Annotated in this window: 13 protein-coding genes and 1 pseudogene; 10 read left to right on the plus strand and 4 right to left on the minus strand. The window is 60.2% G+C overall.

The window, feature by feature from the left end; all coding sequences use genetic code 11:
- Positions 1 to 112 precede the first annotated feature (112 nt).
- From glyA to FHX06_RS26760, 4 genes are all read left to right on the plus strand, one after another.
- The gene (gene glyA / locus FHX06_RS26745) at positions 113 to 1,411 is read left to right on the plus strand and encodes a serine hydroxymethyltransferase (RefSeq protein ID WP_112544667.1); all 1,299 of its coding nucleotides are present in this window, start codon (positions 113 to 115) and stop codon (positions 1,409 to 1,411) included.
- Positions 1,412 to 1,624: 213 nt separating this feature from the next.
- Entirely contained in the window at positions 1,625 to 2,101 is a 477-nt protein-coding gene (gene nrdR / locus FHX06_RS26750; protein ID WP_112544665.1) for a transcriptional regulator NrdR, read from the plus strand.
- Positions 2,102 to 2,103: 2 nt separating this feature from the next.
- A complete protein-coding gene (gene ribD / locus FHX06_RS26755) occupies positions 2,104 to 3,300 on the plus strand; it encodes a bifunctional diaminohydroxyphosphoribosylaminopyrimidine deaminase/5-amino-6-(5-phosphoribosylamino)uracil reductase RibD (protein ID WP_183881416.1) in 1,197 nt (398 codons plus the stop codon).
- Positions 3,300 to 3,920, plus strand: coding sequence for a riboflavin synthase (locus FHX06_RS26760; RefSeq protein WP_113013988.1), 621 nt, complete (start codon positions 3,300 to 3,302; stop codon positions 3,918 to 3,920). Before ribD ends, FHX06_RS26760 begins: the two co-directional genes overlap by 1 nt.
- On the opposite strand, the gene FHX06_RS26765 is transcribed toward FHX06_RS26760, so the two are convergent.
- From FHX06_RS26765 to FHX06_RS26775, 3 genes are all read right to left on the minus strand, one after another.
- Complete coding sequence (locus FHX06_RS26765) at positions 3,901 to 4,416, minus strand: GNAT family N-acetyltransferase (RefSeq protein WP_113212532.1); 516 nt, start codon at positions 4,414 to 4,416, stop codon at positions 3,901 to 3,903. The two genes, FHX06_RS26760 and FHX06_RS26765, sit on opposite strands and share 20 nt — an antisense overlap.
- Positions 4,417 to 4,459: 43 nt before the next feature.
- On the minus strand, positions 4,460 to 4,954 hold the full coding sequence (locus FHX06_RS26770; RefSeq protein ID WP_112544659.1) for a cupin domain-containing protein: 495 nt from the start codon (positions 4,952 to 4,954) through the stop codon (positions 4,460 to 4,462).
- A 122-nt stretch (positions 4,955 to 5,076) separates the two neighbouring features.
- The gene (locus FHX06_RS26775; protein ID WP_112544657.1) at positions 5,077 to 5,436 is read right to left on the minus strand and encodes a hypothetical protein; all 360 of its coding nucleotides are present in this window, start codon (positions 5,434 to 5,436) and stop codon (positions 5,077 to 5,079) included.
- A 342-nt stretch (positions 5,437 to 5,778) separates the two neighbouring features.
- Between FHX06_RS26775 and FHX06_RS26780 the strand changes: the two genes are divergently transcribed.
- The 3 genes from FHX06_RS26780 (at position 5,779) to FHX06_RS26790 (ending at position 9,054) form a co-directional block, all read left to right on the plus strand.
- Positions 5,779 to 6,234 carry a 6,7-dimethyl-8-ribityllumazine synthase gene (locus FHX06_RS26780; RefSeq protein WP_112544653.1) on the plus strand — a complete coding sequence of 152 codons (456 nt, stop codon included), beginning with the start codon at positions 5,779 to 5,781 and terminating at the stop codon, positions 6,232 to 6,234.
- 3 nt (positions 6,235 to 6,237) lie between these two features.
- Positions 6,238 to 6,720, plus strand: coding sequence for a transcription antitermination factor NusB (gene nusB, locus FHX06_RS26785; RefSeq protein ID WP_007819976.1), 483 nt, complete (start codon positions 6,238 to 6,240; stop codon positions 6,718 to 6,720).
- Positions 6,721 to 6,915: 195 nt separating this feature from the next.
- On the plus strand, positions 6,916 to 9,054 hold the full coding sequence (locus FHX06_RS26790; RefSeq protein ID WP_112544652.1) for a sodium-translocating pyrophosphatase: 2,139 nt from the start codon (positions 6,916 to 6,918) through the stop codon (positions 9,052 to 9,054).
- A gap of 73 nt (positions 9,055 to 9,127) precedes the next feature.
- On the opposite strand, the gene FHX06_RS26795 is transcribed toward FHX06_RS26790, so the two are convergent.
- Positions 9,128 to 9,661 (minus strand): outer membrane protein assembly factor BamE, encoded by a 534-nt coding sequence (locus FHX06_RS26795; protein ID WP_112544650.1) that lies wholly within the window; start codon positions 9,659 to 9,661, stop codon positions 9,128 to 9,130.
- Positions 9,662 to 9,850: 189 nt separating this feature from the next.
- Here FHX06_RS26795 and FHX06_RS26800 point away from each other — a divergent pair.
- The 3 genes and pseudogenes from FHX06_RS26800 to plsX all read left to right on the plus strand — a co-directional run bounded on the left by FHX06_RS26800 (position 9,851) and on the right by plsX (position 12,157).
- Positions 9,851 to 10,442 (plus strand): annotated as a pseudogene (locus FHX06_RS26800) (ubiquinol-cytochrome C chaperone family protein).
- An 11-nt stretch (positions 10,443 to 10,453) separates the two neighbouring features.
- On the plus strand, positions 10,454 to 11,008 hold the full coding sequence (locus FHX06_RS26805) for a YceD family protein (protein WP_112544646.1): 555 nt from the start codon (positions 10,454 to 10,456) through the stop codon (positions 11,006 to 11,008).
- 102 nt (positions 11,009 to 11,110) lie between these two features.
- Positions 11,111 to 12,157, plus strand: coding sequence for a phosphate acyltransferase PlsX (gene plsX, locus FHX06_RS26810; RefSeq protein ID WP_112544644.1), 1,047 nt, complete (start codon positions 11,111 to 11,113; stop codon positions 12,155 to 12,157).
- Positions 12,158 to 12,175 lie beyond the last annotated feature (18 nt).

Raw genomic sequence — 12,175 nt, forward strand, 5'->3', positions numbered from 1 at the left:
CGACGTAAAATGTTCGCCCCGCGCGCTTAGCCCAGCAAATGTCGTTCTTCGTATTGCCCTCGCATCTGCGGAACGCTAATACCTTGCCGCATTCCACCGTAGGAGCCCGCTCATGACCAATGCTTCCACCGAATCCTTCTTCAATCGCTCGCTTGCAGACGTCGATCCGGAAATCTTCGGCGCGATCGGAAAGGAACTCGGTCGTCAGCGGCATGAGATCGAACTGATCGCATCCGAGAACATCGTTTCCCGTGCCGTTCTGGAAGCCCAGGGCTCCATCATGACCAACAAGTATGCCGAGGGTTATCCGGGCAAGCGCTACTACGGTGGCTGCCAGTTCGTCGATATCGCCGAGGAACTGGCGATTGAGCGCGCCAAGAAGCTTTTCGGCGTGAACTTCGCCAACGTTCAGCCGAATTCCGGTTCGCAGATGAACCAGGCGGTATTCCTGGCGCTGCTGCAGCCGGGTGATACGTTCATGGGCCTCGACCTGAACTCGGGCGGTCACCTGACACATGGTTCGCCGGTCAACATGTCCGGCAAGTGGTTCAACGTCGTGTCCTACGGCGTGCGCGAAGGCGACAACCTGCTCGATATGGACGACGTCGAGCGCAAGGCGAAAGAACACAAGCCGAAGCTCATTATCGCCGGCGGCACTGCCTATTCCCGCATCTGGGACTGGAAGCGTTTCCGCGAGATCGCCGACTCGGTTGGCGCCTACCTGATGGTTGACATGGCCCACATCGCCGGTCTCGTTGCCGGTGGCGTGCATCCGTCGCCGTTCCCGCACTGCCATGTTGCGACGACCACGACCCACAAGTCGCTCCGCGGCCCGCGCGGCGGCGTCATCCTGACGAATGACGAGGATCTGGCCAAGAAGTTCAATTCGGCCGTCTTCCCGGGTCTCCAGGGCGGTCCGCTGATGCACATCATCGCCGCCAAGGCTGTTGCCTTCGGCGAAGCCCTGCAGCCGGAATTCAAGGATTATGCGGCGCAGATCGTCAAGAACGCCAAGGCGCTGGCCGAAACGCTTGTTGCCGGCGGCCTCGACGTTGTCTCCGGCGGCACCGACAACCACCTGATGCTGGTCGACCTGCGCAAGAAGAATGCCACCGGCAAGCGTGCGGAAGCCGCACTCGGACGCGCCTACATCACCTGCAACAAGAACGGCATCCCGTTCGACCCTGAAAAGCCCTTCGTCACCTCTGGCGTGCGCCTCGGCGCCCCGGCCGGCACGACGCGCGGCTTCAAGGAAGCGGAATTCCGCGAGATCGGTAACCTCATCGTCGAGGTTCTTGATGGCCTGAAGGTCGCCAATTCCGACGAGGGCAATGCTGCCGTCGAGGCTGCCGTCCGCGGCAAGGTGGTGAATCTGACCGATCGCTTCCCCATGTATGATTACATGGGCTAGAGCGCCGTGCGCCCGTTCGGGCGCATTAGAGCAAGTCCAGCAAAAGTGGGAACCGGTTTTGCGTTCGGAATTGCGGAGAAAACAATAAGCTGGAGCATTGAAGGCGCTCCGTTTTCGCCGGAAATGCTCCAGGACGCTCTAACTCTTTGAATCTACGCATCAGGATCTCCGAAAATCGATTCCGATTTTCGGGCCGATGCTGAAGGAGAAGGCATGCGCTGCCCCTATTGCGGTTCGGAAGATACGCAGGTAAAGGATTCACGACCGGCGGAGGATAACACCTCCATCCGCCGGCGCCGTATCTGTCCTGATTGCGGCGGCCGCTTCACGACCTTCGAGCGCGTGCAGCTGCGCGAGCTCATGGTCACGAAGAAGACCGGCCGAAAGGTTCCCTTCGACCGTGATAAGCTGGTTAGGTCCTTCGATGTGGCATTGCGCAAGCGCCCCGTCGATCGCGACCGTATCGAGCGTGCGGTCTCCGGTATCGTGCGCCGGCTGGAAAGCTCGGGCGAGACGGAAATCTCTTCCGAACAGATCGGCCTGCAGGTTCTGGAAGCCTTGAAGGGCCTCGATGATGTCGGCTTCGTGCGCTACGCCTCGGTCTATCGTGATTTCTCGCATGCCGAGGATTTCGAAAAGCTGATCGCCGAGCTCAACGCCAAGATCGCCCGCGATCCGCTGGACGCATGACCATGGGCGAGGGGATCGCGCGGCCTGAGGACGAACGCTTCATGGCAGCCGCGATCCGGCTGTCGCGATGGCACACGGGCCAGACGTCCACCAATCCATCCGTCGGCTGTGTCATCGTTCGCGACGGCGCGATCGTCGGCCGCGCCGTGACGGCACTTGGCGGTCGCCCGCATGCCGAGCCCCAGGCGCTCGCCGAAGCCGGTGAACTTGCCGGCGGTGCAACCGCCTATGTCACGCTCGAACCCTGCTCGCATCACGGCAAGACGCCGCCTTGCGCCAACGCGCTGATCGCCTATGGCGTCGGGCGCGTCGTCATCAGCGTGACCGATCCCGATATCAGGGTATCCGGCCGCGGTATTTCCATCCTCCGCGATGCCGGTATCGAGGTGACGACAGGCGTACTGGAGGCAGAAGGAAGGCAATCGCTCGCTGGATATCTCACCCGCCAGACGAAGAACCGCCCCTATGTGACTCTCAAACTTGCGGTTTCCGCCGATGGCATGATCGGCCGTGAGGGGGTAGGGCAGGTGGCGATCACCGGGCCGGAGGCGCGCGCCCAGGTACAGGCGCTGCGCGCCGAGACCGATGCCATCCTCGTCGGTATCGGCACGGCGGTCGCTGACGATCCCTTGCTGACCGTGCGCACACCGGGCCTTGAGGCACATTCGCCTATCCGCATCGTGCTCGATCCCACTCTGGCACTGCCGCTGGATAGCAAGCTGGTCGAGACGGCGCGCGACGTGCCGGTCATTGTGGTAGCGAATGAAGTCATGTCGCCGCTGCAGGCGGATGCGGAAGGAATTCCCCCTGCGCCCCAAGCGATCGCCGCTCTTCTCACGCCCGGCGAGCCAGAGGGCGACAGCGCTGATGCCGCCGGCATGGATGCTCGCCGTAGTGCGCTCGAAGCAGCCGGCGTCGAGGTTCTCTACTGCAATCCTTATCACCCGGAGGTCCTCTTGCCGGCCCTCGCCACCCGCGGCATCTCCTCGCTTCTGGTGGAAGGCGGCGCTAAGACCGCGAAGCTTTTCCTCCAAGCCGGTCTCGTTGATCGCATCCAGCTCTATCAGGCGCCTGTCGTCATCGGCGAGGGCGGTATTGAATCCCCGCTGCAGGCAACCGACATACCATCCGGATTCGCCCACAGGGGCACTTACATATTCGGCGCGGACCGCCTGGACGAATACGAAAGAGAGAATTGATGTTCACCGGAATTGTCACTGATATCGGCACGATCGAATCCGTTTCGCCGTTGAAGGAAGGCATTAAGCTGCGTGTCGCGACGAATTACGATCCGGCCACCATCGATATGGGCGCATCGATCTCGCATTCGGGCATCTGCCTCACGGTAACGGGTCTGCCGCAGGAGGGCAGCAACGGCCGCTGGTTCGAGGTGGAGGCATGGGAAGAGGCACTGCGCCTGACCACCGTATCCAGCTGGCAGGCGGGCAGCCACATCAATCTCGAGCGTTCGCTGAAGATCGGCGACGAGCTTGGCGGCCACATCGTGTCAGGCCATGTCGATGGCAAGGCTGAAATCCTGTCGGTGACGGAGGAGGGCGATGCGACGCGCTTCCGCCTGCGTGCGCCGGCCCATCTCGCGAAATTTGTGGCGCCCAAGGGCTCGATTGCACTCGACGGCACATCACTGACCGTCAATGCCGTCGACGGCACGGATTTTGATGTGCTGCTGATCCGCCATACCCTGGAGGTCACGACCTGGGGCGAACGCAGGGCTGGTGACTTCGTCAATTTCGAGGTCGATACGATGGCCCGTTATGCGGCCCGGCTTGCCGAGTTTCCTAGCGCGAAAACTGAATGATCGGGCCGTTATAGTCCGCCCGCGCCATTTCCTTGAAACCGAGTTTTTCGGCGACCTTCAGCGATGATATATTGTCCGGGCTGATGATGCAGGTCATCGGCCGTGCCGGAAATTGTGCTTCGCCCCAGCTGATGATCGCCTTCAGAGCTTCGGTGGCGTAGCCCTTGCCGTGGACTGAGGGCATCAGTGCCCAGCCCACCTCCATCGTCCCTTCGATCGAGGGCTGCATCTCTCGCTTGGCCTCCAGGAAACCTGCTTCGCCGATGAAGCGGCTGCTTTCCTTTTCCTCGATCGCGAAGAAACCGAATCCCATGTAGTGCCACATGCCGGCAATCCGCAGCAGCCGCGCCCAGCTCTGCTCGCGGGTGGAGGGCACGCCGCTGATGAAGCGCACCACATCCTCGTCGCGCCAGAGTTCGAAATGCGCGTCGAAATCGTCGCGCCGATGCGGACGCAGAATGAGCCGCCCGGTTTCAAGTGTCGGAATATCAGTCATGAAAATGTTGCTCTGAAATGAAGTTGCGATGACGGAGCTGATATCAGAATCCGGGCTCTCCATCCCAATAGTCCAGAGCGTTCTCTCCCCTGCCGATATGGTCGAAGGAGCTGCCGTCGCGGTTGGTCTTGGCGAGGAACTTGCCGGAGTCGGGATATTCGCAGATCTCAGTCTTCGCTTTGGTCGACAGGCCGAGATAGATAAGCGGCGTTGATCCGGTATTGATGATCTGATGGGCAGTTTCCGGCCCGCCCGAGGGAGCGCCCAGTACATCGCCCTTTTTGATTGGGTGGCGCTGGTCGCCGAAGCGATATTCGCCTGTGCCCTCGATGATGTAGAAAAGTTCGTCTTCCACATGGTGGTTGTGGAAAGGGCAGCCGGATTTGCCTGATGGTACTTCACTGTAGCTGATGCCGAGATTGGCAAGCCCAAGATCCTTTCCGAAAGACGTATCGCGGCTTTCGAAGAGGCTTCCCCTCGTCCAGTGTTCGAGGGACAGATCGGCCGTGTTGATGACCGGTTTCGCATTCGTCGCCATAGAGTCCTCCGCTTTGGCGAGAAGACAATCCTATCCGGCGGAAAATGCAACAGTGATTTCGTCAAAGACGGTATGGGCGGCGAGGAGATAACCGCCCATACTCGCCTGCCAAGTCGGCAGCCTCAGCGAACGTAGAACGTAATGCTGCCGTCGGCTGCCTGTTCGGCGTTCACGACATTGCGGATATTGACACCATCATTGTTGAGCTGGTGTGCCAGCGACTTGTTGGCGTCGATGGAAGCCTGAATGGCGTGGACAGCGCTTTGCGAGCGCTGAGGGGCAGATCGCGGGCCGGTCATTTCGTCGTCGAGGTGGTGCCAGTTATAGACGGGCTCGACGTTGAAGTCATTGCCGTGGAAGCTGCGAAGCGTCTGCTCGATACCCGCTGCAGTATTCATCCCTAGGCTTTCAGCCCGGCTAACGCCGGCGAATGCAAGGGACGAGAAAGCTGCGGCAATGGCGATTTTAGCAACGCGGTTCATGATGGTATCCTTTCGTCTACCGCGACGGTCGGCTGTCTACAGGGATCGTCTGGTTACGACTAAGATTTGGCGTTGCAGCATTGATCTTTCAATGACTTAAGCCACTGAAAAGCAATTACAAATTGTTCACGAAACCTGCCTTGGTTTTGCCACTTTTCAGCTGCCTGGCTAAGCATGGGTTTGGCGCCGTAGCGTCTGATAAAGACGGGTCCAGCTATCCCATTGCAGATATTTTGTCTTTCCTCCGAGAGCGCCGCCCGAATTTGCTTGCCATTCGCTCGAAGGCATGTTTTGACCGCGGCCTGCCTGAGTGGAAAATGCCCCGCCAACTGAAGGTGACCCATGCCGAAAGAGACCGCTCCCCATATTTTGATCGTCGAAGCACGCTTCTATGACGACATGGCCGATGCTCTTCTGGAAGGCGCGACCTTCGCGTTGGAAGAGGCTGGCGCCACTTACAACGTTGTCACCGTGCCCGGCGCGCTGGAAATTCCGGCAGCGATTGCCATGGCGCTCGATGGCGCGGATAATGACGGCACGCAGTACGACGGTTTCGTCGCCCTCGGCATGGTCATCCGCGGCGAGACCTACCATTTCGACATCGTCTCGAACGAGTCCTCGCGTGCCCTGATGGATCTCGCCGTGAGCGAGTCTCTGGCCATCGGCAACGGCATCCTGACCGTCGAGAACGATGAACAAGCATGGGCGCGTGCGCGCCGTTCAGATAAGGACAAGGGCGGTTTTGCCGCCCGTGCAGCTCTCACGATGATCGAGCTGAAGAAGAAGCTGGGTGCATAAAGAATGACTGACGAAAATACCGAACGACCGGTCAAGGCAGCCAACCAGCGGGGCGCCGCGCGCCTCGCGGCTGTGCAGGCGCTTTATCAGATGGATATCGGCGGCACCGGCGTTCTGGAAATCGTGGCGGAATACGAGGCGCATCGTCTCGGCCAGGAACTTGACGGCGAAACCTATCTGAAGGCCGATGCCGGCTGGTTTCGCTCGATCGTCTCAGGCGTCGTGCGCGACCAGCTTCGCCTCGACCCGCTGATCGCGTCTGCCCTGCAGGACGATTGGGCGCTGTCGCGTCTCGACAGCACCGTCCGCGCCATCCTGCGCGCCGGCGTTTTCGAACTCGTCGACCGCAAGGACGTGCCGGTCGCCGTCATCGTCACCGAGTATGTCGAGATCGCCCGTGCCTTCTTCGACGACGATGAGCCGAAGCTCGTCAATGCCGTTCTGGACCGCATCGCCAAGCAAGTGCGCGGCGACCAGAAGAAGTAGGCACTTAGCCGCCAAACAACCCCTCCCATCCTTTCTGCGGTACTGCAAGGCTTTTGAAGTTTTGCAGTCTTGACGCGACGTTATCGACCACGCAATCTCCGCTCGCCTGTTGAGCGTTTCTATGGAGAGGAGTCGATTCAGCAGCATTCGTCGCCGGAGAAGGAGTGAGCTCCGGCTTATGGGAGGAAAGAGCGAATGACCATTCTTTTATTGGTAATCGCATGTGGCCTGCTCTCGGTGGTTTATGCCATCTGGGCAACCCGGTCGGTGCTTGCTGCCGATCAGGGCAACAGCCGCATGCAGGAGATCGCGGGCTATATCCGCGAGGGCGCCCAGGCCTATCTGACGCGTCAGTATAGAACCATTGCCATCGTAGGCATTGTTGTTTTCATTGCAGCATGGCTGCTCCTTTCCGCCACGGCCGCGATCGGGTTCCTGATCGGCGCCGTCCTCTCAGGTGCTGCCGGCTTCATCGGTATGCACGTCTCCGTCCGCGCCAATGTGCGCACCGCCCAGGCAGCATCCGCAAGCCTCAAGGCAGGCCTGGACATTGCCTTCAAGTCGGGTGCGATCACCGGCATGCTGGTCGCCGGCCTCGCGCTGCTCGGCGTCTCCATTTATTATTACGTGCTGACGATCGTGCTCGGACACGAGCCCGGCTCGCGTGAGGTGATCGACTCGCTCGTGGCGCTCGGCTTCGGCGCGTCGCTGATCTCGATCTTCGCCCGTCTCGGCGGCGGCATCTTTACGAAGGGCGCCGATGTCGGCGGCGATCTCGTCGGCAAGGTAGAGGCCGGCATTCCGGAAGACGATCCGCGCAACCCGGCAACCATTGCCGACAACGTCGGCGACAATGTCGGCGATTGCGCCGGCATGGCAGCCGACCTCTTTGAAACCTACGCAGTGTCCGTCGTCGCAACGATGGTTCTGGCGGCAATCTTCTTTGCCGGCGCGCCCATCCTGCCGTCGGCTATGATTTATCCGCTGGCAATCTGCGGCGCCTGCATCATCACCTCGATCATCGGCACCTTCTTCGTCAAGCTCGGCCCGAACGGCTCGATCATGGGCGCGCTGTACAAGGGCCTGATCGTGACAGGGCTTCTGTCGATCATCGGTCTCGGTGCCGCGACTTCGCTGACCGTTGGCTGGGGTTCGCTCGGCCAGGTCGCCGGCTTTGACGTGACGGGCACAAGGCTCTTCGTGTGCGGTCTCGTCGGTCTCGTGGTTACCGCGCTGATCGTCGTGATCACCGAATTTTATACCGGCACAGGCAAGCGCCCGGTCGTCTCGATCGCCCAGGCATCGGTGACCGGCCACGGTACCAACGTCATTCAGGGCCTCGCAGTATCCCTGGAATCGACGGCGCTGCCGGCAATCGTCATCGTCGGCGGCATTCTTGCCACCTATCAGCTCGGAGGCCTGTTCGGCACCGGCATCGCGGTTACCGCCATGCTCGGCCTCGCCGGCATGATCGTGGCGCTCGATGCCTTCGGCCCGGTTACGGACAATGCCGGCGGCATCGCCGAAATGTCCCATCTGCCGCCGGAAGTGCGCAAGTCCACCGACGCGCTCGATGCCGTCGGCAACACGACGAAGGCCGTCACCAAGGGTTATGCGATCGGCTCGGCCGGCCTCGGTGCGCTGGTGCTCTTCGCGGCCTATGCGAACGACCTGCAGTATTTTGCCGCGCATCCGGATCAGTACCCGTATTTCCAGAATATCGGTCCGATCTCCTTCGATCTGTCGAACCCCTATGTCGTCGCCGGTCTCCTGTTCGGCGGCCTTATTCCCTATCTTTTCGGCGGCATCGCCATGACCGCTGTCGGCCGTGCCGCCGGCGCGATCGTCGAGGAAGTGCGCAAGCAGTTCCGTGAAAAGCCGGGCATCATGCAAGGCACGGAAAAGCCGGATTACGGCCGCGCCGTTGATCTTCTGACCAAGGCCGCGATCCGCGAAATGATCATTCCGTCGCTGCTGCCGGTGCTGGCGCCCGTCGTCGTCTATTTCGGCGTGCTCATCATCTCCGGTTCCAAGGCGTCTGCCTTTGCAGCACTTGGCGCATCGCTGCTCGGCGTCATCATCAATGGCCTTTTCGTCGCAATCTCGATGACCTCGGGCGGCGGCGCATGGGACAATGCCAAGAAGAGCTTCGAAGACGGCTTTGTCGACAAGGATGGTGTCCGTCACATGAAGGGCTCGGATGCGCACAAGGCATCGGTGACGGGTGATACCGTCGGCGACCCCTACAAGGATACGGCCGGTCCCGCCGTCAACCCTGCGATCAAGATCACCAACATCGTGGCGTTGCTGCTGCTGGCGATTCTTGCGCACTAAGACGCGTAAGCCAACAAAACAAAAAACCCGCCGGATCGCTCCGGCGGGTTTTTCATATGGAAGACAGCTTGCCTTATCGCAGGCTGGACGGGTTCTGCGGCGTACCGCCGGCGCCGCCACCGAACAGGCTCTTGGCCGCATTCGCCGCGCTGCCGCCGGACAGCATCTGCTGCAGGAAGGTGAGTTCGCGACCGCCGGTCGGCGTAACGCGCGAAATCGTGTCGAACACCTTGCCGTCCTGCAGGGTGTAATTGGCGCGGCGGGAAACGACGCCGTCCTTGTCGAAATAGATGGCAAGAATACTCTGCTCGGTGACGCGCAGCTTCTGGTACGCCATCGAGCGCTGGCGGCGCTGGGAGATGTAATAGAAGACTTCGCCGTCGAAGGTTGCTGTCGTGGACGGTGTGCCAAGTGACAGAAGCACCTGTTCGCGGCTGGAACCCTCCGGAACCAGCGCCAGCGACTGCTGGTCGACGATATAGCCACCGTTAAGCACTGTGCTCGTCTGGCAACCCGATAGGGCGGTGGTGGAGGCGATTATGACGGCAATGGCTGCATTACTGAAGAATTTCATGTCTGACTTGAAATACCGTTTCTTCAACGACATCTACTCCCTTGAGTATCGATAGCAGCCATTCCGGACACTGCGTGCTTCCTCCTGCAAAACCATTGTGGCCATTCCGGGGTGGAATTCATTCGATCCCGCCTCTTTGTGCACCGGAGCGCCCCTGTCCCGAAACCGGTCACGAACAGCATTGCAATTCGCGCCTGCTTCGGTAAACCAGCTTTCGAAATCATGCAACAAGGCCCGGTGCCGCTGGGCGCCAAGAATGCGGCATTTCCGGAAAAAACAAATGATCCTCGGGCTCTTCGGTAAGAGAAACAGTAACCAGGCTATCGTCGAGCGGCAGTACGCGGCTCTTACGGCTGCCGCCCGCATGCCCGAGCTCTATGAGCGGCTGAATGTCCCCGATACCGTCATGGGCCGCTTCGAGATGCTGTCGATTGCCATGATCCTGTTTTTCCGTCGCACCCGCACGTCCAACACGAGCGGCCAGGAGATTGCCCAGGAAATCGTCGATGCCTTCTTTCAGGATATCGACTATTCGATCCGGGAACTCGGGATCGGCGACAACAGCGTTCCGAAGCGCATGAAGAAGCTCGCAGGCATGTTCTATGGCCGGCTCGAAGCCTATTCGAAAACTATGGATGCAGGCGATGCCGCCGCTCTTTCCGCAGCACTTCAGCGCAATATCTATCCCGAAGCCGCCGAACCTGCCGACATGAGCGGGCTGGCGCACTGGATGATGGCGGCGGAAGCCCATCTGTCTGCCATTCCCGAGGAGGCGATTGCCACCGGTTCGGCAACGATTCCTGGGTTCGCTTGAGGAGCAGAATCATGAAGAAAGATCTGAGCGAGGTTCCCTTTTCCTATCCGGTCAAGGTTGGCCACATTTCCGCCAATCCCGTCGAAGTGCGCGTGACTGCCGACAAGGACGAGTTGAAGGCGCTGGCCGAAAGCTGGAACGTCGTTTCGGTAGACAGTCTCCGCGCCGACCTGCAGATCAACAGGTGGAAGCGTGACGGCATACGTGTCAAGGGACGCGTGCAGGCTAAGATCGTTCAGGCCTGCGTGGTCACCCTCGAGCCGGTCGAATCTGCAATCGACGAGAACTTCGAACAGATCTTCGTGCCGGAAAATTCCAGGCTCGCCCGCCATCCCGCCAATGATGCCGGCGAGATGGTGCTGGACCCCGACGGTCCCGACCTGCCGGAAACCTTTACCGGTGATACGATCGATGCCGGTGAGATCGTCGCGGAATTCGCAGCGCTCGCCATCGATCCCTATCCACGCAAGCAAGGCGTGGAGTTCGAAGGCCATATCGAAGACACGGGCGAAAATGACCGAAAGCCCTCTGCATTCGCAGCGCTCAAGGACTGGAAAAAGGACTGAAGCCTCCCCGGCATTTGACATAATTCAGTTGTAAGCGACGCCAAAACCGGTATTTTGGCCCAAATTTCGCCCCCCTCAGGCGAAAAAAAGGATCAGGGACACGTGATCAAAATATCTCTCGACCTCATGGGTGGCGACTTTGGTCCCCAGGTTGTCATCCCCGGCGCTGCCAAGGCGCTGGACAGGCATCCGGATATTTCCTTCGTCTTCTACGGTATCAAGGAACAGTGCGAGCCGGTTCTGGCGAAGTTTCCCAAGGTCAGGGAAAAGTCTGTCTTTCATGATTGCGAGCTCGCAGTCAGCATGGAAGAAAAGCCGAGCCAGGCGCTTCGCCGCGGACGTTATGTCTCCACCATGTGGCGCACCATCGAAGCGGTGAAGTCGGGCGAGGCCGATGTCGCCGTTTCCGCCGGCAACACCGGCGCACTCATGGCCATGGCAAAGTTTTGCCTGCGCACGATGGCCAATATCGAACGCCCGGCGATTGCCGCCATCTGGCCGACGGTGAAGGGCGAAAGCATCGTGCTCGATGTCGGCGCCACGATCGGGGCCGATTCGCAGCAACTTATGGATTTCGCTCTCATGGGCGGCGCCATGGCGCGCGCACTTTTCGAGCTTGAGCGCCCGACGGTCGGCCTGCTGAATGTCGGCGTCGAGGAAATCAAGGGCCAGGAAGAGGTCAAGGAGGCTGGTCGCCTGTTGCGCGAAGCCAATCTTGATTCGCTCGAATATTCCGGCTTCGTCGAAGGCGACGATCTCGGCAAGGGTACCGTCGATGTCGTGGTGGTGGAAGGCTTTTCAGGCAATATCGCGCTGAAGGCGGCCGAGGGCACAGCACGGCAGATCGGCACCTATCTGCGTGCCGCCATGTCGCGCACGCTGCTTGCCCGCATCGGTTATCTCTTCGCCAAGAGCGCTTTCGACATGCTGCGCGAGAAGCTCGATCCGAGCAAGGTCAATGGCGGCGTATTCCTCGGCCTGAACGGCATCGTGATCAAAAGCCATGGCGGGGCGAATGCCGAAGGCATAGCCGCGGCCATCGAAGTCGGCTATGACATGGCCAAGAATGGCCTGACCCAGAAAATAGAAAACGATCTCAAAAAATATCATGCCAAGCGGCTGCCCCCGATAGGGCCTGAGGCCGCGTGAGCGACGGGGTTCAAGCAA

Source organism: Rhizobium sp. BK512 (genome assembly GCF_014194915.1).
GTDB lineage: Bacteria > Pseudomonadota > Alphaproteobacteria > Rhizobiales > Rhizobiaceae > Rhizobium.